Here is a 23,655-nt window from a genome sequence, read left to right on the forward strand (position 1 = left end):
CTATCTGACCGGCACCCGGGCCGTGATGGATGCGATCCGCAGCTTCGCGCCCGGCTTCATCTTCACCACCGCCCTGCCCCCGGCCGTCGCCGCGGCCGCCACCGCCTCGATCCGGCACCTCAAGGAATCCTCCGCCGAGCGTCAGCAGCAGCAGCGCCAGGTGGCCCGCACCAAGGCGGTCCTGACCGGCGTCGGCCTGCCCGTCATGGACACCGTCACGCATATCGTGCCGGTGATGGTCGGCGACGCGGAAGCCTGCAAGGCGGCCTCGGACCGGCTGCTGAACAAGCACGGCATCTACATCCAGCCGATCAACTATCCCACCGTGCCCCGCGGCACCGAGCGGCTGCGCATCACTCCAGGACCGTTCCATTCGAACGCCCATATCGACGCCCTGGCCGCCGCCCTGGTGGAGGTCTGGACCGCGCTTCGTCTCCCCCTGGAGCCGAAAATCCAGGCGGCTGAATAAAGATCATTTTCAAGCTTGCATGGAGGGCTGCCCTGTGGCAGTAAGCGGCCCTCCCCGTTGGCGCGCTGCCGTAGCTCAGTGGTAGAGCACTCCCTTGGTAAGGGAGAGGTCGAGAGTTCGATCCTCTCTGGCAGCACCAGCCAAACGCCTGACGCGCGGCGGTTCTAATCTCGATCCGGACCGGTCGCTTTCCGGAAAGTATTGGCGTCACTCCCCGACATCTGAACCTGTTCAAAAGTGCAGTTTCTTTCCGGCTGCAGCTTTGCCATACTTGTGACCTAGGAACACTTGTCACTTAAGGCAGGCATTCCGTCCAAAATGACCGGGGAAAACTCCGGCATAAGGGGGGACATCATGAAGGATGCGGCCACGGCGCCCGAGATCGCGGATCCCTATGCGACGCTCGAACAAATTCTCAAAGTGATCGGCAGGACGTGGCTGAGCGAGGAATGGCGGCTTGAAGATGTTCGCCTTCTGGCTCAGGAGGCGATCGCAACGCGCGATAAAGGAGTGAGTGGGGAAAGCGTCAGAACCGCAGTCTCACCTCTTCATACGCAAATCCGCTTCAAAGCGAGTATCCGCCAAGCTCTCGCCAAACGGGGCGGGCGTCTTTCCTCATAGGGACAGAAAAACCGGTCGCAGAAAGCCCTGACACAAGATGTCCCGGAACCGGCGTACAAGGAATGCTGCCATGCGGCATGTTGTCGGGCGAGGTAATATTCAAGCAGATCCGCTTTTAGTCCTCTCGAGAATCCGTTATGGGCTCTGAAGCGATAAAGTTCGCGCGAAATCAACTGACGAAAACAATCTCGCTGGGGCCTCCATTCGATGGCATGCCATGATCTATTGTAACGCTTTGCGTTGCAGCGCAGTCGAACGGCACGCTTAAGCTTTCCGGAAGAGATTTTTCTTATTTTCCGAAAACAAGGCTGCTTTCCATTTGCCGGCCAGATCTCGCACGAACCTTCGCCTTATCAGTTTCTGCTCTATTCGATTGAAGAACCATGCCTGCTGTCGAGACATATAGTTCAACGGGAAACGCTTACATCGATGCCATTCTCGGCAACATCAAATGGGTGCCGAGCAACCTGACCTACAGCTTTCCCACGACCGCCACCTCATACGGTTCGTCCTATGGAGATGGTGAGGCCGCGAAGGGGTTTGGCGCGTTCAATGGTGGGCAGCAATTCGTTACGCGTTCGGCGCTGAATCTCTACTCGGCCGTCAGCAATCTGACCTTCCAGGAGATGGACAGCGCAAGCGGACCATCGGCCGATCTGCGCTTTGCGCAATCGGACCTGCCGAGCACCGCGTGGGCTTACTTCCCGACAACGGATGCAACGGGCGGCGACGTCTGGATCAACCATTCCAGTCGCATCTATGCAAGCCCTGCGAAGGGCAATTACGCCTATCTCACCATCGTCCACGAGATCGGGCACGCCCTCGGCCTCGAGCATGCCCATGAAGGGGGCATGCCGCTCGATCGCGACGGCATGGAATATACCGTGATGAGCTACCGCTCATATGCGGGCGCTTCGGCCGATATGGGCTATACCAATGAGACCTGGGGCTATGCCCAGTCTCTCATGATGTACGACATCGCCGCGGTCCAGCACATCTACGGCGCAAACTATGCGACCAATGCCGGCGACACGTTGTATTCGTGGAGCCCGTCGACGGGTGAAATGATTGTGAATGGAGTCAGCCAGGGCGCTCCCGGCGGCAATCAGATCCTGCTGACCGTCTGGGATGGCGGCGGTTCCGATACCTACAGCTTCGCCAACTACACCACCGAGCTCTCCATCGATCTCCAGCCCGGAGCCTGGACGACCACGTCCCAGGAGCAACGTGCGAAGCTGCATTGGGATGGTTCGAAACTTGCGGCCGGCAACATCGCCAATGCTCTTCTCTATCAGGGCAACACGCTTTCCCTGATCGAGAATGCCTCTGGCGGCTCCGCAAGCGATGTCATCAAGGGCAATATCGCCGGCAACTCACTTCGCGGGAATGGCGGCAACGACAAGCTTTATGGCTTGAGCAACAACGACGTGCTGATCGGCGGAAGCGGCAAGGATCTGCTGAACGGCGGAACAGGCACCGACATTGCAAGCTACGTCGCGGCGAAGGCCACCGTGACCGCCGATCTGCAATCCTCGTCAAGCAATCGGGGCGACGCCTCGGGCGATAGCTATGCGAGCATCGAAGGTCTTGTCGGCAGCGCCTATGGCGACACACTCCGCGGGAACGGCGCCTCCAACACGATCAAGGGTGAAGGCGGCAAGGACACGCTCTACGGGCGCAGCGGCAACGATGTGATCGAAGGCGGCTCGGGCAGCGACAAGCTCTGTGGCCAAAGCGGGAAGGACACGCTCACCGGGGGCAGTGGAGCGGATGCTTTCATCTTCCAGGCTGTGAGCGACTCCCGCAGATCCGTCATCGATACGATCACGGATTTCCGTCGCGGCTCGGATCATATCGATCTGCGCAGCATCGATGCGAAGACCTCTGCGACGGGCAATCAGGCCTTCACTTTCATTGGGAAGAACGCTTTCCATGGCAAGTCCGGTGAGCTGCGCTTTGCCGACGGCATCGTATCAGGTGACGTGAACGGCGATAAGTCAGCAGATTTCAAGATCAATGTCGCAGCGCTCTCCGCATTGTCGAAAAGCGACTTCTATTTGTGATCAGGTTTTTGTGATCGGCCGCCTCAGAGAGGCGGGTTGCCATCTGGCAAGTGATGATGCGAGGAGGGTTTCTTCATCCGTTGAACAGACTCGACCTTGGGAGCCGTGAATGAAAACATCCATCGCCGCCTGCCTCGCCCTGTTTGCCGGATTGGCCGCTCCGACTTTCGTTCTCGCGGCCGACAGCGAAAAGCCACTGCCCGAGACGGATCTTGCCGCCTCCTTCCGCTCGACGGAGCGCACCTATTTTCGTGAGCATCGGCTGCGGGCCTATGAGCGGACCCGCGCGGGAATCCGCCAGGGCTCGACCTGCGTGACACCGAAAGGTGTGTGCTGGATCGCCGAACCGCTCTCCAGCGGCGGCGATTGCTCCTGCGAAAGCCGGCGCCTCGGAACGATCCACGGGACGATTGGTGGTTGACTGAAAATTATGTGTTAACCATCTGGACAGACGGCAAGCTTAGGCATTATCCACATCGCAAGACCTTCCGGCTTGAGAGGAAGCGCGATGGATCAAACGGGAAAACGCCACCCCGCCAATGATGCCCTGGCCTATCTCATGAACCTGATCGCCCTTGCGTTCAGCTTCAGCTGCCTTTGGATTGTGGCATCCGCCGCGAAGATGTGATTCAGTATCGATTTCGCGCGTTCAGCGGGAGCGTAACTCCCTGGCCGCATCGGCGGCCTGATAGCTCCAATAGGTAAGCTGAACTGCGGCACGGCCGAAGACGCCGCCATTCCATGCCAGATCGAACGGCGCAAAAAGGCGATAGCGATCGCTCTCTCCGGTAATGCCCTCCGCGATCACCGTCCCGCCAATCGCCGTCGTGTTCATGCCGTGGCCGCCGAAGGCCGTACAGTACCACACACCCGGCTTCCATTGACCGATCTGAGGCATCAGGTGCCGGGCATAGGACATGAGGCCTGACCAGGCGAGTTCGACCTTCAAACCGGACAGTTGCGGATAGGTCGTCACCATCTCGCGCCTGAGCAGGGCCGCGATATCGCTCGGATCAGTCGTGCGCGTGGTGATACGTCCGCCCCACAGGATCCGGTTTCCGTCATCGACGAGTCGATAATAATCCCCTGCCCGGCGATCATCGAGGATGGCGGCCCGCGTGCGGATGGCGCTCTGCACCAGATCCGGCGCCTGTTCCGTCAACAGGACGTAAGTGGCAATGGGCAGGAAGGCGCGCTTGAGCGCGGGCAGGATGCCGCCGGTATAGCCGCCCGTTGCGAACACCACATGCTCGGCCGAAATCTCGGCATGCTTCGTGCGGACGACCTTGCGCACGCCGTCGAGATCTGCAGAGACCACCGGCGAGTGCTCATGAATCGAAGCGCCCAGGCGTGTGGCTTCGCGGGTCAGCGCACGTCCGTAATTCAACGGGTGGAAGTGGAAGGCGCCTTCATCCAGAACCGCCTCGTGATATTTCGGCGAGACGAAGAGTTCTCCCACCTCTTCGCGAGGCAGATACCGAAGCTGCAACCCGAACTCGCGCTGCTGGCGCTCGCGCGCAGCCTGCAGGGCTCCGTGCGAGTCGTACCGCAGCGCCTTCGCAATGCCGGGTACTGGATGCGCATCCTGAATCCCGAACTCGCCGATATTGCCGTGGACGATCTCCACCCCCTCCATGGAGAGGCGGAACAGCTCTCGCGCCTGATCGGGCCCGACACGGCGCTCGATGGCAGCGAGTCCTGTGGCATAACCTGCCGAGACGAAGCCGCCGTTACGACCGGAGGCGCCCCAGGCCACGCGTTGGGCTTCGAGCAGTACGACCTTTCGCCCGCTGCGCACAAGCTTCAAAGCCGCCGTCAGTCCAGCTAATCCGCCGCCAACGATACAGACATCCGCCTCGATCCGTCCCGTCGCCTGCGGATAGGTTTCCGTCGTGGCGGCGGTCCGGCTGTAATAGGTGTCGATATAGGCGGGCTGCATATCTGAGGACTAAAGTGGGAACTCGGAAGCCTTGAGATAGATCTGCACCAGCTTCTCGCAGCCCTCGCGATCCTCCTCGTCGAACCGGTTCGGGTTGGGACTGTCGAGATCGAGCACGCCCAGCACCTTGCCGTCCTTGATGAGCGGCACGACGAGTTCGGAGCGGGAAGCACTGTCGCAGGCGATGTGGCCGGGGAAGGCATGGACGTCCGGCACCACAATGGATTCCTTGCGCTCCACCGCCGTGCCGCACACGCCGCGCCCGACCGCGATGCGCACGCAGGCGGTCTTGCCCTGGAAGGGAGCGAGAACAAGGCCCTCGCCGCGCATGAAGTAGAACCCGGCCCAGTTCAGATCGGGCAGGAACTGATAGATCAGGGCCGACATGTTGGCGGCATTCGCAATCGCATCCGGCTCGCCTTCCAGAAGTCCGGAAAGCTGCTGGGCGAGCGAAGCATAAAAGTCCCGCTTGTTGTCGGAGATGGGGATGTCTTTGACTTCAAACATGGGATTTTCCTTAGGATTCTGAAGGGACCTTGTCCAGATCCCTATTCGGCAGCCATGTCGGACCGGGGCGCCTTGGCGAGATCCAGCCCCTGGTGGTCGCAGAGGCGGCGATAGAGGCCGCCCTTGCGATAGAGGGTCAGATGATCCCCCTCCTCCACCAACCGCCCCTTGTCGAAGACGAGGATGCGGTCGAGGGTGCGCACGGTCGAGAGGCGGTGCGCAATCACGATGGAGGTACGCCCCACCATGAGCCGCTCCATCGCCTGCTGGATCAACACCTCGGACTCCGAATCGAGCGCCGAGGTCGCCTCGTCCAGGATCAGGATTGGCGCATCGGCCAGGAAGGCGCGCGCGATGGCAACCCTCTGACGCTCGCCGCCCGAAAGCTTCACGCCGCGCTCGCCCACGAGGGTGGAATAGCCCTTGGGCAGGCTCATGATGAAGTCGTGCGCATTGGCGAGCCGTGCCGCCCGCTCGATCTCCGCCATACCGGCACCGGGACGAGCATAGGCGATGTTCTCGGCCAGCGTGCGGTGGAACAGGATCGGTTCCTGCTGCACGATGGCGATCTGCGAACGCAAGGATGCCTGCTCGGCCTGGGCGATGTTCTGTCCGTCGATCAGGATCTGCCCGCCCGTCACGTCGTAGAGACGCTGGATCAGCTTGACGAGTGTCGTCTTGCCCGATCCCGAGGGCCCCACGAGGCCGACGCGCCCACCCGCCCGGATCGTCAAGGACAGATCCCGGTAGAGCGGCGTATCATGTCCCGCATAGTGGAACGTGACACGGTCGAACGCGACCTCGCCGCGCGAGATGCGGATCGGCTTCGCATTGGGCCGGTCGGGCACGCCGACGCGCTCCCGGTGGATCTCGACGAGCTCCTCCATGTCGTTCACGGAGCGGCGTAGGTTATTGATGTGCATACCGACATCGCGCAGGTAGCCGTGGATCACGAAATAGGTCGTGAGCACGTAAGCGAGATCACCCGGTGTCGCACGATCCTGCCACCACAGCCAGATCGCCGTACCGATGATGGCAGCTCGGATGCCGAGCAGCGCGATGAACTGCACCGTGCCGCTGTTGGTGCCGCGCTGCCAGACGCGGCGCGTGCGGCTCTGCCACTTGCCCAGCACCCATGTAAGGCGCTGGTCCTCGCGCACCTCCGCACCGAAAGCCTTCACGACGGGATTGCAGCTCAAGGCATCGGCGAGAGTGCCGCCGACCCGTGTATCCCACGCATTCGCAAGCCGCGCCGCCGGCGCGACATAGCGGGTCGCGAGAAAGCCTGTCATAACGATGTAGCCAAGCGCGCTCAGGCCGATGACGACGCCCATCACCGGCCAGCGCAGACCGAGCACGATCATCGAGCCGGCAAGCACCGTGAGCGAGGGCAGTAGAGCGAGCAGGAGCGTGTCGTGCATCAGGTCGAGCGCCCACATGCCGCGCGTGATCTTGCGCACGGTGGAGCCGGCGAAGGAATTCGCGTGCCAATCGGTCGAGAAACGCTGGACGCGCGCAAACGCATCCTGCGCCACACGCCCCATCACCCGCAGCGTCAGCTCCACGATGCCGTAGAACGCCAAGTGCCGCATGACGATCATCAGTAGGCCGAGGCTGGTCATGAAAGCGAAGGCGACGAGGGCCGCATGCAATGCAGCATCGCGGTCGCTGACGCCCATGGCGATGGCATCGACGAGGCGCCCCGCGAAGACGGGCATGAACACGTCGGCGAGTGTCGAGACCATCATGGTGACGACGATCAGCACCACATAGCGCGGTTCCTCGCGCCAATGGCGGAAAGTGAATCTCAAGACGTCGCGGGTGGCGTCCCCGCTCTTCTTCTGCTGGTTCATGGAAGCGAACAGGCGGCGCCTGGAGCGCACACCTCTCCCCGAAGTTTTGAAGAGCGACAGCGGAGACGGCGGCTTACAGCGTCCGACGTCGCTCGAAGATCATGAATGATGGAAGCTTGGTAAGGGTTGCCGGGCCTTGGAGCCCCGTCTGGTCGGACCTAAAGTCCGAACGCGGGAGGAACGTTCAGCAAGCACACAAAAGCCATGCAGTCCTCCCTCTCTAGAAATTAAACCTAAGCGCAAAGTAGTGCAGTTCGTTCAACTTGGCAACTGCAGTTTTGTTTCATCGACTCGAGAAAGGTCAGACGACCTCGAGAGGCCGGTGCGGTTCGGATGGCATTTCCACCCGAATGGCATCGCCCGCTTTCACCTCGCCGCCTTCGAGAACGATGGCCATGACACCGGATCTGCGGATGAGATTGCCATGATCGTCCTTGTCCAGAACCGCCTTCATCAGGCCCTTCTGAAAGCGGTCGATCTGAACGCAGGGATTGCGCAGTCCCGTCACCTCGATCACGGCGCTCTCGCCAATCAGCAGACGTGAACCGGCCGGAAGGGCGAGAAGATCGATGCCGCGCGTGGTGACGTTCTCGCCCATGTCGCCGGCCGATACGGCAAAGCCCTTCGCCCGTAGCTCGTCGTGCAGCTCTGCGTGGATCAGATGAACCTGCCGCAGGTTCGGCTGGCTCGGATCCTTCGCCACGCGGGAGCGATGCTTGACCGTTGTGCCGCGATGGGCATCGTCCTCGACCCCGAGGCCAGCGAGAAGGCGGATGGAATCGCGGGTGGGCTTGCTGAAGCTATGGCTGGGACTACTGCTCACCGCCGTGACGACTGCCTGCATCTCTTGCCCTGCCTTCCTGTGCCCCTCTCGCTTGTAGCGTCAGAGAACCGTCAGATCCACCGTCTCGAAGCCCCTCTCGGCGAGACGCTGGGCCAGAATGCGCCGATGACAATTGGCCGGATCGCGCTCGAAACAGAGCAGGCAAATCGGCTGGGCTTGAGCGAGAGCCTCCAGTTCGCGAAAAGCCTCCTGAGCCGGTTCAGTGGCCAGAACCTCGTCGCAATAAATCCGGCGCATCAGGTCGCCGTCACCGGCCCGAGCCGCCTGACGTCCCTCCTTCGGCGTGCCGAGCTTGATGAAATGCTGATAGCCAATATCTTGGCTCGTCAGGGCATCGCAGAGAGCCGATTTCGAGAAACCGCGCTTGCGCGAGAGCGCAACGGCGCGGACGTCTGCGAGGGTTGCGACTCCTGCGTCCTTCAAGGTTGTGAGGAAGCGGTCCACATCCGCTCCCTCATATCCGATGGTAAAAACTGGCGGCTTTGTCATGCCGCGAAGTTACATGGACGGCTGAGGATGTCGAGGCGATTCTGGTTGCGTATAGGGCCGCAGCGCCTCGGGCGTGCGGAAGTCCCGCGGAACCTCGAAATCGCTGGCCGCACCACGACTTTGCTCGATACCGCGCGGATAGCCGGTGCGGTCGGAATAATCCTGTAACGGCTCCAGCGGATGCGGGCTTTCGCGGCTTAAGGTCTGCGCACAATAGACATCGAGTGCCGTCATGCCGGCGACCGCCGCCATGGCGATGCCGACATTGCCCTTCTGCGGGTTGTCGCCTTCGAGAGCCGTCGCCAGCGTTGCAAGGTCGAGCCCGTCACCGGCGACACGCCCCCAGATCCAGGGTGTCGGGTCCTTCGATGCCAAGATGCCGATGCCGGTTGCGATTTCGCGCATGCCATAGCCGGCGATCAGCCCCTCCTGCCCTTTCAGGCCGAGCGCTCGTGCCAGTGCACGAGGTGCTGCCACTTCGGCGATCCCGAGAGCGATGGAGAACAGGCCGAGCCCGCGGGCCAAAGTGTCGGTTGCCGTGTCGGCTTGACCACGGCGGCGCGTTCTTTCGGTTTCGTAGCGCATGATCTCACCTGTCAGGGTTTGATGACGACCTTGATGCAGCCGTCCTGTTTGTCGCGGAAGACCTTGTACATGTCAGGCCCCTCATCGAGGGACACCGTATGCGTGATGACGAAGGACGGATCGATCTGACCTTCTTCGATGCGGCGCAGAAGATCGTCGCTCCAGCGGTTCACATGTGTCTGGCCAGTACGGATAGTGAGCCCCTTGTTCATGATTGCCCCGAAGGGAATCTTGTCGAGCAAGCCGCCGTAAACGCCGGGAATCGAGAGCGTCCCGGCCGGGCGGCAGACATAGGCCATCTCGCGCAGCACATGCGGACGATCCGTCTCCATCATCGTCGCCTGTTTCACCCGGTCATACATGGAATCGATCGTCGCGGTCGCATGCGCTTCCATGCCGACGGCATCGATGCACTTCTCGGGCCCCTTGCCATTGGAGAGTTCGTTGAGGCGCTCGATCACGCTCTCTTCATCAATGTTAATCGTGACGGCGCCGCCGGCCTCTGCCATGGCGAGCCGTTCGGGGATCCGGTCGATGGCGATGACCTGCTTCGCCCCGAGCAGAACGGCGCTGCGGATCGTCATCTGGCCCACGGGTCCGCAGCCCCAGATCGCTACCGTGTCGGTCGGCTGGATGTCGCATTGCACGGCAGCCTGCCAGCCAGTGGGGAAGATGTCGCTGAGGAAGAGAAGTTTCTCGTCCGGTATACCGTCCGGCACCTTGATATGGGTGGCATCGGCAAAGGGCACGCGCAGATACTCCGCCTGCCCGCCCGCATAGCCACCGGTCAGATGCGTGTAGCCGAACAGGCCCGCCGTCGCGTGGCCGAATGCTTTGGCCGCGATATGACCGTTGCGGTTCGTGCGCTCGCAGACAGAGAAATTGCCGCGCTTGCACTGCTCGCACTCGCCGCAGATGATCGTGAATGGGATCACCACCCGGTCGCCGACCTTCAGTTTGCTCTTGGACTCGGCACCAACCTCAACGACTTCGCCCATGGTCTCGTGCCCCATGATGTCGCCAGATTTCATGCCGGGCATGAAGTGGTTATAGAGGTGAAGATCGGAGCCGCAGATGGCACAGCTCGTCACCTTGATGATTGCGTCGCGCGGATGCTCGATCTGCGGATCGGGAACCGAATCGCAACGAATATCGGTGGTGCCGTGCCAAACAAGCGCCTTCATCGAAGTCTCCTCACTGCATGGAAATGGTCAAGCTCCGCCGCTTGACCGCATTCGTCAGGGGAAAGACTTCTTGAAGGGCCGCGGGTTCCCTGGGCTTCCGTAAATTCCGCCCGCTACCCCACCGATGCGAGGGGTTGCACATGCTCGGGCAGGCTTCGGATGAGATCGGCGAGCGCCGGTTCCAGAACCTGATGCGCCGCCTCTTCCACCTCGAACCACTGGGCTCTGCGTTGCCCCTTTTCACGCCAGGACTTGAGCTGCTTGGAGACTTCGAGCGGATAGACGTTGACGCGGCAGAGATCGAAATGCGTGGTCCGGCGCTTCCAGTAATCGTAAAAGCCGAGAGGCTTGTTCTCGATCTCGCCCTTCACGCCGGCCTCTTCTTCGGCCTCCTGAGCAGCTGCCTTGTGCGGTTTCTTGCCCTTCATCGGCCACCCCTTCGGAATCAGCCAGCGCTTGGTCTCGCGCGACGTGACGAGAAGCACCTCGATCCTGCCGTCCTTGATTCGGAAAGGGAGCGCCGCAACCTGGCTGAGTTCTTCTTTTGGTGTCTGGGGCATTCGACGAGAGTAGAATTCCTAGTGAGATAGTTTGTAACATAGATGATTTGAGCCGGCTAAGGAAGGATCAATTCGAAAAGATATGAGGACATCGTCGATCTCCGCCCTCATACGATTCTCCATCCTCTCAAAGTTCCATGACTGCCACATAACATTGGAAACGCCGTTTTTGATCCGGAAGGACACCCCGACACGATGACGACAGACAGCCTGGAGATGAGATTTGCCGCCGCCTGCGCCATCGCCCGGGAAGCGGGCGTGTTGGCGCGAAAGCGCTTTCTGGAACGGCCGCGCTCGCAGCGGCCGGATTTCAAGGGCCCCCAGGACTTCCTGACCGCCACCGATGCAGAGGTGGAGGAGCTGATCCGGCGCCGTTTGAGCGAGCTATTTCCCGACGATTCCTTCTTCGGTGAGGAGGGCGGCGGCTCCTTCGAGCGCGATGTCTGGGTGGTCGACCCCATCGACGGTACGGCGAATTTCGCCCGCGGCATCCCACACTTTGCCATTTCCATCGCCTTCGTGCGCGAGGGAACAGTCGAGATCGGCGTGATCTATAACGTGATGCAGGCCGAGCTCTACACCGGCCGGCGCGGTCGCGGCGCGCTCCTCAACGGCGAGGCGATCCGTGTCAGCGGCCTTGCCGACATGCGGCAGGCGACCGTGGAGGCTGGCTGGTCATCACGCCTGCCGCCGGAACCCTACATCGCCGCCGTCGACAGATTGAAGAGGAGTGGCGCCAATGTGCGCCGCGCCGGCTCGGGCACGCTCGGCCTCGCTTACGTTGCGGACGGTCGCATCGATGCCTATTGCGAGCTCCACATCAATTCCTGGGATGTCCTAGCCGGGCTTCTGATCATCGAGGAAGCCGGAGGCTGGACCAACAATTTCCTGGCCAAGGACGGACTCAGGAAGGGCAATCCGGTTCTCGCCTGTACGCCAGAGCTGGCCGATGTGCTGATGGCCGCAACCGGCATCTCGCAAGAGCCTTGAGTCCGGCATCTTATTCTAAAGATTCAGATTTGAATGGCCGGCTAGGCTCTTGACCCGCTGCCCCAATGGAGAGAGCTTAGCCGACCAATCAATAACAAAAACAATACCATGGGAGGATAAAATGAGTGTGAAGAAGAATTTCGTTGCAGCAACCATGCTGGCGGGCACCATGACGGCCCTGTCCTTCATGTCCGCAGGCACGGCCCAGGCGCAGGGCGCACTGGTCATGTATTGCGGAGTCCAGGAGGAATGGTGCCGTGCCATGACGACCGCCTTCGAGCGCGAGACGGGCATCAAGGTTTCCATGACCCGCAAGAGCTCCGGTGAGATCTACGCCCAGGTCAAGGCCGAGGCTGCCAATCCCCGCGCCGACGTCTGGTGGGGTGGTACAGGCGACCCGCACATGCAGGCGGCAGAGGAAGGGCTGACCGAAGAATACAAGTCGCCGAAGATGGGTGACCTGCAGGATTGGGCCATGCGCCAGTGGGAGCAATCCAAGAACCGCACCGTCGGCATCTATTCCGGCGCACTCGGCTTTGGCTACAACACCGAACTCGCGCAATCGAACAAGATCGGCGAGCCGAAATGCTGGGCGGATCTGCTGAAGCCGGAGCTGAAGGATGAAGTGCAGGTCGCAGATCCAAACTCCTCCGGCACCGCCTATACGCTTCTCGCCACCATCGTGCAGATCATGGGCGAGGACAAAGGCTTCGAGTACCTCAAGGCCCTGCACAAGAACGTCAATCAATACACGAAGTCGGGTGCTGCCCCCGCCAAGGCCATGGCCCTCGGCGAGACCACCGCCGGCATCGCCTTCATGCACGACATCGTGACGATGGTCGTCGACAAGGCGCCGGTGAAGGTGGTCGCTCCCTGCGAAGGCACGGGCTACGAGATCGGCTCCATGTCGATCATCAAGGGAGCCAAGAACCTCGACAACGCCAAGAAATTCTACGATTGGGCGCTCACCGCCGATGCGCAGAAGCTCGGCGCGGAAGCCAAGTCGTATCAGGTACCGTCCAATAAGAACACGCCGGTTCCCCCCCAGGCGCCGAAGCTCACCGACATCAAGCTGATCAATTTCGACTTCGCGAAATACGGTTCCTCGGCCGAGCGCAAGCGCCTCCTGTCCAAGTGGGACAACGAGGTGAAGAACCTGCCGAAATAGTCGGACATAAAGCATGCCTTGGCGAAGAGATGTTTCACTTCGCCAAGGCATCCCCATACCCTGATCACAGTGAAGACCGAGCTTCGCATCGGTCTTGAGGCGAGAACAGAAGATGTCACGGGCAACCCTTGGCTGGATCGTTCTGAGCTGGGTCGGCTTTGCCCTCCTGCCCTGGTACGGCTTCGACCGGACTGCCGTTCCCACCCTCGCCGATTATTTCGTCAGCGGATCGGCTCTGGTCCACGGGTTCAAAGGCGCGTGGTGGCTCCTGCCGATCCTGGCCCCCCTGTGCATGGCGTTGGCTCCGGTGTTTCGCCCTGCGGCGCAAGCCAACGGCAACTGGCTCATCGCATCGGGCCTTCTCGGCCTCGCTTTCGTCGTTCTCCAAGGCTTCTCCATTGGCCTCAACGGCTGGACGCTCGATATTCTGAAAGGTCTTTTCGGCGAGCCCGGTCCCAGCCAGGCCGGCATGGGCTATGGCGCAGCCCTGACCGCGACCGCCTTCCTCATCATCCTGTGCCACGGCCTTGCGGCCCATGGCTGGTGTCGCGGCGATGCCTTCGTCACCTCGTCCATTGGCGTCGTCATCGCCCTCATCACTGTCTTTGTCTTCTTCCCGGTCACCACGATCCTCGCGAGTGCCTTTGCCGACAACAGCGGCAACTTCGCTCCATACGAATTTTTCGTGAAGTTCCTGGACCGTTCGATCTGGGGTCTGGATTGCCTGTCGAGCGATCTGCGCTGCGGCGTTGCGTGGAACACGCTCTTCCTTGGGCTGCTCGTGGGCGTCGGCACCACGGCACTGGGCTTGGCCTTCGCGTTGATCGCGACGCGCACGAGCTTCCGCTACAAGAAGCTCCTGCGCGTGATGAGCGTTCTGCCCATCATCACACCGCCCTTCGTGATCGGCCTCGCTCTCATTCTGCTCTTCGGCCGCTCGGGCGCGCTCTCCGCGGTGCTGTGGGAATGGTTCGGCGTGCCGCGCTCACGCTGGATTTACGGCCTTCCCGGCGTGCTCATCGCACAGCTCCTCGCCTTCACGCCGATTGCCTTCCTCGTCCTGATCGGCGTCGTGCAGGGTATCAGCCCGACACTCGAGGAGGCTTCACAAACCCTGCGCGCCAAGAGCTGGACGACCTTCTGGACGGTGACGCTGCCGCTCATGCGTCCGGGTCTCGCGAACGCCTTCCTCCTCGGCTTCGTCGAGAGCCTCGCCGATTTCGGCAATCCGCTGGTGCTGGGCGGAAACTACGAGGTTCTTTCCACAAAAATCTTCTTTGCCGTCGTGGGCGCGCAGCAGGATCAGGGCCGCGCAGCCGTGCTCTCCATCATCCTGCTGGCCTTCACACTCGGGGCCTTCTGGCTGCAGCATGCCTGGCTCGGCAAGAAGGTCTACACCACGGTGACCGGCAAGGGCGACGCCGGCATTCCCCTGCCGCTCCCTCGCCGGGTGGCACTGGCCTCCTATCTCACGGCGCTGCCCTGGGCGCTCTTCACCGTCGCCATCTACGCGATCATCGTGGTCGGCGCCTTCGTCCGTTCCATGGGCCGCGATTACACGCCGACCTTCGAGCATTTCCTCACGGCCTTCCGCATCGAGCGTTCCGGCTCGGGCTTCTATTTCTCCGGCTCGGCCTGGGATTCGTTCTTCGCTACCGTGAAGGTGGCCGCACTCTCGGCACCGCTGACCGCCGCCATCGGTCTTCTGACCGCCTATCTCCTCACCCGCCAGCGCTTCTCCGGCCAGCGCGCCTTCGAGTTCGGCACGCTCCTGAGTTTCGCCATTCCCGGCACCGTCGTCGGCGTGTCCTACATCCTCGCCTTCAACGTGCCGCCGATCGAGATTACCGGCACCGGCTTCATCCTCGTGATGTGCTTCGTCTTCCGCAACATGCCAGTGGGCGTGCGTTCCGGCATCGCGACCTTGAGCCAGATCGACAAGAGCCTGGATGAGGCCTCATTGACGCTGGGCGCCCGCTCGTCGACCACCATGCGCCGCGTGGTGCTGCCGCTGCTGCGACCGGCCATCGTCGCCTCGCTCGTCTATTCCTTCGTGCGCGCGATGACGGCCGTGAGCGCCGTGATCTTCCTCGTCACCGCCGAGTACAACATGGCGACGACCTATATCGTCGGCCGCGTCGAGGCAGGCGAATTCGGCCTCGCGATTGCCTATTCCACCGTGCTCATCCTCGTCATGCTGCTCGCCATCGTGGCGATCCAGCTGGCCGTCGGCGAGCGGCGCCTCGGGCGCCGCAGCGCGAGCACCTCTCCCTCTCCCGTTGCCGTCCAGGCCGTCCCATGAACAAGATGTCCTCCATCAGCACCCTGTCCCGCCCGGTAGCCTCCAAGAAGGAGGCGGCATCGGTGGAATTCCGCAATGTGACGAAGCGCTATGGCAACGTCACTGCGGTGGACGATGTGTCCTTCACCATCGAGCCGGGTCAGCTCGTGACCCTGCTCGGGCCCTCCGGCTGCGGCAAGACCACGACTTTGCGCATGATCGCAGGGCTTGAGATGGCGAGTGAAGGCCAGATTCTGATCGGTGGCCGCGACGTGACGAACCTGTCGGCTGCTGATCGCGATGTGAGCATGGTGTTCCAGTCCTATGCGCTCTTCCCGCATATGTCGGTGCTGGAGAACGTGGCCTATGGTCCCTCCGTGCAGGGCGTGTCGAAGAAGGACGCCAACGAGATGGCGATGGAGAAGCTCGAACTCATCGGCCTGAAAGGGCTTGAGAAGCGGGCGCCGTCCGAACTCTCCGGCGGCCAGCAGCAGCGCGTGGCGGTGGCCCGCGCGCTCGTGCTGGAGCCGCAGGTCCTGCTTTTCGACGAGCCGCTCTCCAACCTCGACGCCAAGCTGCGCCGCCGGGTGCGCGAGGATATCCGCGAGCTGCAGCGGAGCCTCAACCTCACTGTCGCCTATGTGACGCACGACCAGGAGGAAGCGCTCGCCGTCTCCGACCACATCATCGTCATGTCCAACGCTCGCATCGCCCAGACCGGCGCGCCGCGCGAACTCTACGAAGAACCGGCGAACCTGTTCGTCGCCGACTTCATCGGCGATGCCAACATCATCTCCGGCGACCTCGTGAGCATCTCGGGATCGACGGCGCAGGTGAATGTCGGCAATGTAGGCCTCCAGCTTCCACACAGGAATGCGAGCCAGGGTGCTGTCAAACTCGCCGTTCGGCCGGATGCCATTTTGATTGACGAGTCGGCGGTCGCCTCCGGCGCGCTCGTCGGCACAGTGCGGAAGGCGTCCTATCTCGGTACGCAGGTGGAATACGAGGTGGAAAGCGCCATCGGGAACCTGTTCGTGGTTCAGTACGGCCGCAAGGAACCGATTGCTCCGGGCACGCCCGTATCGATCTCATTCGTGATGCAGCGCGGCGTCGCCATCGTCCCGAACGCATAACGCGTTCAGATCGCTCCCTCGTCCGGAATATTGAGGGTCGTGCCGCAGGCCTTGCAATGAACCGCGTCTCTGTCATGCCGCTGCAGGCCGCAGACGGGACAGGGAAAGCGCACCTTGTCGGGACGGAGAAGCACCTGCACGAGCCGCAGGAAGAGTGTGACGCCGAAGATCATGATGATGACGGAAATCAGATGTCCCAGCGTCCCCGTCAGCGTAATGTCGCCGAATCCCGTGGTGGTGAGAGCCGCGATAGTGAAGTACAGCGCGTCGATGTAATTGCCGATTTCCGGATTCGTCCGGCGCTGCGTCTCGTAGACGAAGCCGGTCATGACGAAGATGAAGACACAGAGATTGACAGCGGCAATGATGATATCCTCGTTGCGCCTGAAGAAGACGCTGTCGGTGCGCAGGCGCGCGAGCAGCTGATAGGTCCGCAGCAGGCGCAGCGTGCGCAGGATTCTCAGGAATCCTAAGCCCTCCCCAATCCACAATGCCAGAAAGGACACGATCGTGACGATGTCAGCCCAGGTGGTCGGATGGGCCAGATCCCTCCATGGCGTCCGGCTGATGGCGAGGCGAGCCGAGAAATCGGCCAGAATGATCAGGCCGATGATTATGTCCATCCACTCGAAGGCCGGGGATCGCGGCAGGAAGGAGGTGACGACGATGAAAAGGATCGTCGTCACGTCGAAGACCAGGAGCGCATAGCGAAACTGGTGCGCCTCCTGCGTGTCCCCCTCGTAAAGAAGCCTCAGCTTATCGGTCACCCGCATCGGAAGATCTCATCGATTGAGCGGGAAAGGATACGAACCATCGGTGGGATCACGCTTTATACGGTTTATCAGGTCCCCGATTATCTATAGAGCAGGGTTGCAATTCCAACGGGGTGCCTTCCGAGGCGAAGCGGGCTATCCCTCGCCCCGAGGCCCGACATTGTTGAGAGACGTCCCGATGCTCAAAGCTCTGATCTTCGATATGGATGGAACATTGGTGCACAGCGATCCTGTCCACCTTGAGGCTTTTGCCGAGGTCCTCAAGGATGAGGGCGTGGCGATCGACGAGGAGATCTACCGCTCGAAGATCATCGGGCGAACCAACGAGGCCATCTTCGCCTCGCTCCTGCCGCATCTGCCAGTCGACCGGCACGAAGCCTATGCCGACGAGAAGGAGGCCACCTTCCGCCGCATGGCTACACAACTGAAGCCGCTGGAGGGCCTGCTGGATCTCCTCGATTGGGCCGAGGGCAGCGGCATCAAGATCGCGCTCGTCACCAACGCGCCGCGTCTCAACGCGGACCACATGCTGGAAGTGCTCGGGCTGGCAGGGCGGTTCAAGGTTGAGATCACTATCGAGGAGGTCGAACGCGGCAAGCCCGATCCCCTGCCCTATCTGACAGCGCTGGAGCGACTGGGAATCAAGGCGGAAGAGGCCATCGCCTTCGAGGATTCACCCTCCGGCATGAGGGCCGCCAAGGCTGCCGGCCTATTCTCCTTCGGCGTCCTGACGGGACTCACGGCGGACGAGATGCGGGATGTCGGCGCCGATGGTGCCGTCATGACCTTCCGGGACCCCGCGCTCTGGGAGATCCTGGAGCACCGGACCGGTCGCTAAATCAGGCAGCGTCGAATTTCCGCGAAACGTCGCCGTCAGCATCACCGCCCTCGTCGAAGCGTTGCCGGGCTGCCAGAATCTCGTCGCGGTTGGCGATCGCCCATTCGCCGAGGCCGCGTACAGTCCTGAGCAAGGAGCAACCCAGTCCTGTGAGCTGGTAATCCACCCGCGGCGGAATGGTCGGGTAGACGGTACGGGTCACGAGCCCGTCGCGCTCCAATCCGCGCAGCGTCAGAGTCAGCATGCGCTGCGAGATCCCCGTTACCGAGCGGCGTAACTCATTGAATCTCTTAGGTCCTTCGCCCATCTGGACCACAACCTGGACGCTCCACTTGTCGCCGACGCGCGACAGGATTTCGGTCACCGTCCGGCAATGGTCAGGCACATGGATGTGACTGGGTGACATGAAAGTGCCTCCTTGCAAAGCAGCCGATAAGTTACTTAATGAGCGTCGGTTACAAAACGGAACTTACGGGTTCCACTCACCGATTGCAAATCAAGGACGCCCCATGAAGCCCAAGCTTCACATCATCATCGGCAGCACCCGTCCCGGCCGGATTGGCCCCAGCATCGCTGAATGGTTCAGCAAATACACGGCCGAGCATGGCAAGTTCGAGCCGGTCCTGGTCGACCTGGCGGAGTTCAACCTGCCGGTCTTCGACGAGCCCGAGCACCCGATGAAGCAGAACTATCGTCATGCTCACACCAAGGCTTGGGCCGAGAGCGTGGCTGCCGCCGACGCCTTCGTATTCGTGACGCCCGAATACAACTACGCCCCGCCCCCGGCGCTCGTGAATGCGTTGAACTTCCTCTCGCGGGAATGGAACTACACTCCGGCCGGCTTCGTGAGCTATGGCGGCATCTCGGGCGGCCTGCGCTCCGTTCAGGTGGCGAAGCAGATCGTCACGACCTTGAAGATGATGCCGATCCCGGAAGGCGTTCCTATGCCGATGGTGTTCCAGAACCTGGACGAGAACGGCAATCTCAACGCTCCCGACATCTACAAGACCTCGGCGGCCACGATGCTCGACGAACTCTTCCGCTGGACGGAGGCTCTCAAGTCGCTGCGGGCCGAGCGCAAGACGCCTCTGAAAGTTGCCGCCTAAACACCGGTCATCATCTCTCAAATCAAAAGGCACCGCTGATATCCGCAGCGGTGCCTTTGTCATTGATCGAGCGATGTTCTTTTAGCGCATCGTGCGGAAAAGTGGACCCGGTTTTCCGCGTCGAACGATGCGCTCTTCAAAGAGTGGAACATTGGATTGAATCCCAAAAGTGGGTCCACTTTTGGGTCCGATGCTCTAGAGCCGTCCGGCCAGCGCATCCTCGAAGAGCTTGCGGGCGCTCTCCTTGGTGATCGGCACCGGATTGCCGCCGGCGGTGGGATCGTTGGGCGCCATCTCGGACATCTCGTCGAAACGGGCCGCATCGACCTTCAGGCCCCCCAGGGTGTGCGGCACGCCGAGATCCTTGCGCAGTTGCAGCACCCAATCGAGGAAGGCCTGGAACGACGGCTCGAGACCGATATAGGCGGCAAGCCGCTCGATCCTCTCCTCGATGGCCTTGCGGTTATAGACCAGCACGTAGGGCATGAAGACCGCATTCGTCAGGCCGTGATGCGTATCGTAGAGCGCTCCGGTCGGATGCGAGAGGGCATGGATCGCGCCTAAGCCTTTCTGAAACGCCGTGGCACCCATGGCGGCGGCCGACATCAACTGCGCACGGGCTTCGATGTCCTTGCCATCCTTGTAGGCGCGCGGCAGGTATTCCTTTACGAGGCGGATGCCTTCCACCGCGATGCCGTCGGCCATCGGGTGATAGCCCGGTGCGCAATAGGCCTCGATGCAATGCGCGAGCGCATCGAGACCGGTACCGGCCGTGATGTGGGGCGGCATGCCGATTGTCAGCTCTGGATCGCAGATCACGATCTTCGGCATCATCAGCGGGTGGAAGATCACCTTCTTGGTGTGCGTGGCTTCCTGCGTGATCACGCCGGCGCGGCCAACCTCCGAGCCTGTGCCTGCAGTCGTCGGCACGGCGATAATCGGAAGAATGCCTTTCGGGTCGGCGCGGGTCCACCAATCGCCGATATCCTCGAAATCCCACATGGGTCGCGTCTGGCCCGCCATGAAGGCGATGACCTTGCCAGCATCGAGCGCCGAGCCGCCACCGAAGGCGACGACACCGTCATGCTTGCCGGACCTCAGGACCTCGAGCCCCTTGTAAACATTGGTCTCGACCGGGTTCGGCTTGATGTCCGAAAAGATCGCCGCCTTGAGGCCAGCACCCGTCAGTTGTTCGAGCGCCGCCTTTGTCATTGGTTGTGTGGCGAGGAAAGGATCCGTCACGATCAACGGCGACGAAATGCCGACAGCCTTGCAGGCCTCGGCGAGTTCCGAGATGCGGCCCGCGCCGAAGCGGACGGCGGTGGGGTAGTTCCAGTTGGAGCGGGGAGATGTAGTCATGATACTCGCAATCAGATCTGACGGAGGTGGTAGGATTTCGGACGGGTGAGCGACTCGTAAGCCAAGCTCGACAAGCTTGCACCGCGGCCCGTATCCTTGACGCCGGTCCAGGCAAGCGCGGGATCGAGATAATCGCAGCGGTTCATGAACACGGTGCCGGTCTCGAGCTTCTCGCCGATGGCTTCCGCCGCATCGACGTCGGAGGTCCAGATGGCCGCGGAGAGACCGTAGGGCGAATCGTTCATGAGGCGGATCGCCTCCTCGTCGCCCCTCACCTTCATGATACCGACGGTCGGACCGAAGCTCTCTTCGCGCATCACGCTCATGGAGTGATCGACTTCTGTGAGCACCTGCGGCGCGAGATAGGCGGTGCTGCCCACATCGGCGGCGAACTTCTTGGCATCGATATGCGCCTTCGCGCCCTTCGACACCGCTTCCGCATTCTGCTGGCGCACGAGATCGGCGAAGCGCCTATGCGCCATCGGTCCCAATGTCGTCGCATCGTCGAGCGGATTACCGAGCACGTAGGAGTTCACGAGGTTGACCGCGCCCTCCACGAAGCGGTCGTAATGCTTCTCATGCACATAGACGCGCTCGATGCCGCAGCAGCACTGGCCCGAATTGAAGAACGCGCCGTCAACGAGGTTCTCGATGGCGTGATCGAGATTGGCATCCTCGCGCACATAGGCCGGATCCTTACCGCCGAGTTCGAGCCCGAGCGAGGTGAAGCTTCCTGCCGCCGCATGCTCGATGGAACGCCCGCCGGAGACGGAGCCGGTGAAGTTGCAATGGTCGACGAGACCAGAGCCCAGGATACGGCTCGTCTGGTCGTGCGAGAGATGCAGGTTCTGGAACAGGCCTTTCGGCAGTCCAGCCCGGTCCATGGCCATCTGGAAGCGCTCGCCGGCGAGCACCGTCTGCGAAGCGTGTTTCAACAGCACGGCATTGCCGGCCATGAGCGCCGGCACGATGGTGTTGATGGCGGTGAGATACGGATAGTTCCAGGGCGCGATGACGAGCACGAGGCCAACCGGCTCGCGCTTGATCATGCGACGGAAGCCCGGCTTCTCGTCATCGGCCGGGATCGGCTGCAGGCTCTTCTCCGCAATCGAGATCATGTAGCGCGCGCGCTCCTCGACCCCGCGGAACTCGCCGCCATAGCGCACCGGTCTGCCCATCTGCAGAGCGATCTCCGGCACCACCTCCTGATTCATGGCCAGCAGCGCATCAAGGAAGGTGGAGACCTTTTGCACGCGCTCGGCAATGGACGTGTTGCGCCAAGTAACTTGAGCCTCACGCGCAGCCTTGACCGCCGCATCGATGGCGGCCTCGGATAGAATGGGACGGCGGACAAGCTCGCGTCCATCGATGGGGGAAATGCAGACGATATCGGTATCAGCCATGATAATGCTCGAAAGACTATGAGTCTTCACGGATCATAGTCCTCTCCTCTCGTGTGTCATGAAGTCTCTTAAATGATCTCGAAGTAGCGCGCGAGCTGCCAATCGGTGATGGCCTTGCGAGCCTCGCGCTCCTCCCATTCACGGGTCGCCGCGTAATGCTCGACGAAGGTGTCGCCGAAGAGCTGCCTTGCGGCCTGCGAGCCCTTCAGCCGCTCCGCAGCCTCGCCGAGCGAACGCGGCAGCGCCCGCTCCTTCGGGTGCTCCACCGCATAGGCGTTTCCTTGGATCGGCTCACCCGGATCGATCTGGTTCTCGATGCCCCACAGGCCCGAGCCGATGGCGGCGGCGAGCGCGATATATGGATTGATGTCGGCGGCGGCGACCCGATACTCCACACGCTGCGACTTCTCGGAACCGGGAATGACGCGGAGCGCCGTGGTGCGATTCTCCACCCCCCAGGCGGAATCGGTCGGCGCCCAGAAGCCGGGAATGAGCCGGGTGTAGCTGTTCACCGTGCAGGCGACCATGGCGAGGAGTTCCGGCATCAGCTTCTGCTGCCCGCCGACGAACCAGCGCATGGTCTCCGACATATTGTGCTTGGCCTGGGCGTCGTAGAACGCGCCCTTGCCGGTGCGCAGATCCTTGAGCGAGGCGTGCAGGTGACCGGACTGGCCAGGCCAGTCGCGCGACCATTTCGCCATGAAGGTTGCCATCCAACCGCGGCGCTGGGCAAGGATCTTAGTGTAGGTCTTGAACAGGGCCGCCTTGTCGGCTGCGTTCAACGCGTCGTCGACACGGATCGCAGCCTCCAGCACGCCGGGTCCAGTCTCGGTGTGCAGGCTCTCGATCTCGAAATCCATCTTGTTCGCGAGGTCGAGAAGCTCGTGGTAGAAATCCGCGTGAACGCCTGAACGCAGTACCGAATAGCCGAAGAAGCCCGGCGTGATGTTCTTGAGATCGCGATAATTCTTCTCGCGCACGGAATGCGGCGTCTCTTCAAACAGGAAGAACTCGAACTCGGCTGCGGCCGATACTGCGAAGCCCATATCCTCCGCCTTTTTCAGCACGCGGCGTAGCACGCCACGTGGGCAGGCGGCCTCCGCGTAGCCATCGAACTCGGCGAGGAAGAACGGCAGATCGTTCTCGAACGGAATGAGCCGCATGGTCTCCGGCAACACCCGCACGGATGCATCCGGATAAGCCGTATGCCAGCCGGTGAGCTTCGTGTTGTCATAGAGCTGATCGTTGGAGTCCCAACCCAGCACCACGTCGCAGAAGCCGAAGCCCTTCTCGAGAGCGGATTCGAACTTGTCGCGGGCCATGTATTTGCCGCGCATGATGCCGTCGGAATCGGTCACGCCGACCTTCACGAATGGAAGATCGCGGCTGCGCACATATTCCGCGGCCTCAGTGGCATTCTTGATTTTGGGAGCGTCCATTAAGAAAAACCTTGACCGAAGAGGGAAATGAGAGCGCGCGGTTGCGCGCGC

At 61.6% G+C, this 23,655-nt stretch carries 23 protein-coding genes and 1 tRNA gene; 11 read left to right on the plus strand and 13 right to left on the minus strand.

Annotation, left to right across the window (positions count from 1 at the left end; translation table 11 throughout):
- The 5 genes from ACS5Q1_RS13365 to ACS5Q1_RS13385 all read left to right on the plus strand — a co-directional run.
- Positions 1–469: aminotransferase class I/II-fold pyridoxal phosphate-dependent enzyme (locus ACS5Q1_RS13365; protein ID WP_473098657.1), on the plus strand; the 469-nt coding region annotated here is incomplete at its 5' end.
- A gap of 64 nt (positions 470–533) precedes the next feature.
- Positions 534–608: transfer RNA gene (locus ACS5Q1_RS13370), tRNA-Thr, on the plus strand.
- A gap of 215 nt (positions 609–823) precedes the next feature.
- Positions 824–1,090 (plus strand): hypothetical protein, encoded by a 267-nt coding sequence (locus ACS5Q1_RS13375; RefSeq protein ID WP_473098658.1) that lies wholly within the window; start codon positions 824–826, stop codon positions 1,088–1,090.
- 383 nt (positions 1,091–1,473) lie between these two features.
- Positions 1,474–3,153, plus strand: coding sequence for a M10 family metallopeptidase (locus ACS5Q1_RS13380; protein WP_473098659.1), 1,680 nt, complete (start codon positions 1,474–1,476; stop codon positions 3,151–3,153).
- 109 nt (positions 3,154–3,262) lie between these two features.
- Positions 3,263–3,574, plus strand: a complete 312-nt coding sequence (locus ACS5Q1_RS13385; protein WP_473098660.1) for a hypothetical protein — start codon at positions 3,263–3,265, stop codon at positions 3,572–3,574.
- 228 nt (positions 3,575–3,802) lie between these two features.
- Here the strand turns inward: ACS5Q1_RS13385 and ACS5Q1_RS13390 are convergent, their stop codons facing one another.
- The 8 genes from ACS5Q1_RS13390 to ACS5Q1_RS13425 form a co-directional block, all read right to left on the minus strand.
- Positions 3,803–5,092 carry an NAD(P)/FAD-dependent oxidoreductase gene (locus tag ACS5Q1_RS13390; protein WP_473098661.1) on the minus strand — a complete coding sequence of 430 codons (1,290 nt, stop codon included), beginning with the start codon at positions 5,090–5,092 and terminating at the stop codon, positions 3,803–3,805.
- A gap of 9 nt (positions 5,093–5,101) precedes the next feature.
- The gene (locus ACS5Q1_RS13395) at positions 5,102–5,599 is read right to left on the minus strand and encodes a GAF domain-containing protein (RefSeq protein ID WP_473098662.1); all 498 of its coding nucleotides are present in this window, start codon (positions 5,597–5,599) and stop codon (positions 5,102–5,104) included.
- Between the two features lie 41 nt (positions 5,600–5,640).
- Positions 5,641–7,452 carry an ABC transporter ATP-binding protein gene (locus ACS5Q1_RS13400; protein WP_473098720.1) on the minus strand — a complete coding sequence of 604 codons (1,812 nt, stop codon included), beginning with the start codon at positions 7,450–7,452 and terminating at the stop codon, positions 5,641–5,643.
- A gap of 301 nt (positions 7,453–7,753) precedes the next feature.
- Positions 7,754–8,296, minus strand: a complete 543-nt coding sequence (locus ACS5Q1_RS13405; protein ID WP_473098663.1) for an MOSC domain-containing protein — start codon at positions 8,294–8,296, stop codon at positions 7,754–7,756.
- 39 nt (positions 8,297–8,335) lie between these two features.
- Positions 8,336–8,785: a DUF488 domain-containing protein gene (locus tag ACS5Q1_RS13410; RefSeq protein ID WP_473098664.1), complete on the minus strand. Its 450-nt coding sequence runs from the start codon at positions 8,783–8,785 to the stop codon at positions 8,336–8,338.
- A gap of 9 nt (positions 8,786–8,794) precedes the next feature.
- Entirely contained in the window at positions 8,795–9,370 is a 576-nt protein-coding gene (locus tag ACS5Q1_RS13415; protein ID WP_473098665.1) for a cyclase dehydrase, read from the minus strand.
- Between the two features lie 11 nt (positions 9,371–9,381).
- A complete protein-coding gene (locus ACS5Q1_RS13420) occupies positions 9,382–10,554 on the minus strand; it encodes a zinc-dependent alcohol dehydrogenase (protein ID WP_473098666.1) in 1,173 nt (390 codons plus the stop codon).
- A 113-nt stretch (positions 10,555–10,667) separates the two neighbouring features.
- Entirely contained in the window at positions 10,668–11,114 is a 447-nt protein-coding gene (locus tag ACS5Q1_RS13425) for an NUDIX hydrolase (protein WP_203440988.1), read from the minus strand.
- 195 nt (positions 11,115–11,309) lie between these two features.
- Between ACS5Q1_RS13425 and ACS5Q1_RS13430 the strand changes: the two genes are divergently transcribed.
- The 4 genes from ACS5Q1_RS13430 to ACS5Q1_RS13445 all read left to right on the plus strand — a co-directional run bounded on the left by ACS5Q1_RS13430 (position 11,310) and on the right by ACS5Q1_RS13445 (position 16,686).
- Entirely contained in the window at positions 11,310–12,104 is a 795-nt protein-coding gene (locus ACS5Q1_RS13430) for an inositol monophosphatase family protein (RefSeq protein ID WP_473098667.1), read from the plus strand.
- A gap of 121 nt (positions 12,105–12,225) precedes the next feature.
- Positions 12,226–13,272, plus strand: coding sequence for an ABC transporter substrate-binding protein (locus ACS5Q1_RS13435; RefSeq protein WP_473098668.1), 1,047 nt, complete (start codon positions 12,226–12,228; stop codon positions 13,270–13,272).
- 112 nt (positions 13,273–13,384) lie between these two features.
- Complete coding sequence (locus ACS5Q1_RS13440) at positions 13,385–15,574, plus strand: ABC transporter permease (protein ID WP_473098669.1); 2,190 nt, start codon at positions 13,385–13,387, stop codon at positions 15,572–15,574.
- A gap of 5 nt (positions 15,575–15,579) precedes the next feature.
- Entirely contained in the window at positions 15,580–16,686 is a 1,107-nt protein-coding gene (locus tag ACS5Q1_RS13445; protein ID WP_473098721.1) for an ABC transporter ATP-binding protein, read from the plus strand.
- A gap of 5 nt (positions 16,687–16,691) precedes the next feature.
- Here ACS5Q1_RS13445 and ACS5Q1_RS13450 read toward each other — a convergent pair whose 3' ends face one another.
- Positions 16,692–17,459 (minus strand): ion transporter, encoded by a 768-nt coding sequence (locus ACS5Q1_RS13450; protein WP_473098670.1) that lies wholly within the window; start codon positions 17,457–17,459, stop codon positions 16,692–16,694.
- 178 nt (positions 17,460–17,637) lie between these two features.
- Here ACS5Q1_RS13450 and ACS5Q1_RS13455 point away from each other — a divergent pair, with 178 nt between their 5' ends.
- Positions 17,638–18,297 (plus strand): HAD family hydrolase, encoded by a 660-nt coding sequence (locus ACS5Q1_RS13455; protein WP_203440993.1) that lies wholly within the window; start codon positions 17,638–17,640, stop codon positions 18,295–18,297.
- A gap of 1 nt (position 18,298) precedes the next feature.
- Here the strand turns inward: ACS5Q1_RS13455 and ACS5Q1_RS13460 are convergent, their stop codons facing one another.
- Positions 18,299–18,703, minus strand: a complete 405-nt coding sequence (locus ACS5Q1_RS13460) for a winged helix-turn-helix transcriptional regulator (RefSeq protein ID WP_473098671.1) — start codon at positions 18,701–18,703, stop codon at positions 18,299–18,301.
- 103 nt (positions 18,704–18,806) lie between these two features.
- Here ACS5Q1_RS13460 and ACS5Q1_RS13465 point away from each other — a divergent pair, with 103 nt between their 5' ends.
- Positions 18,807–19,403, plus strand: coding sequence for an NADPH-dependent FMN reductase (locus ACS5Q1_RS13465; protein WP_473098672.1), 597 nt, complete (start codon positions 18,807–18,809; stop codon positions 19,401–19,403).
- Between the two features lie 195 nt (positions 19,404–19,598).
- Here the strand turns inward: ACS5Q1_RS13465 and ACS5Q1_RS13470 are convergent, their stop codons facing one another.
- From ACS5Q1_RS13470 to ACS5Q1_RS13480, 3 genes are all read right to left on the minus strand, one after another.
- Positions 19,599–20,762 carry an iron-containing alcohol dehydrogenase gene (locus ACS5Q1_RS13470; protein WP_473098673.1) on the minus strand — a complete coding sequence of 388 codons (1,164 nt, stop codon included), beginning with the start codon at positions 20,760–20,762 and terminating at the stop codon, positions 19,599–19,601.
- Positions 20,763–20,773: 11 nt separating this feature from the next.
- Entirely contained in the window at positions 20,774–22,165 is a 1,392-nt protein-coding gene (locus tag ACS5Q1_RS13475) for an aldehyde dehydrogenase family protein (RefSeq protein ID WP_473098674.1), read from the minus strand.
- Positions 22,166–22,233: 68 nt separating this feature from the next.
- Complete coding sequence (locus ACS5Q1_RS13480) at positions 22,234–23,604, minus strand: glutamine synthetase family protein (RefSeq protein ID WP_473098675.1); 1,371 nt, start codon at positions 23,602–23,604, stop codon at positions 22,234–22,236.
- Positions 23,605–23,655 lie beyond the last annotated feature (51 nt).

The sequence above is a fragment of the Microvirga sp. GN3 genome, from assembly GCF_055792825.1.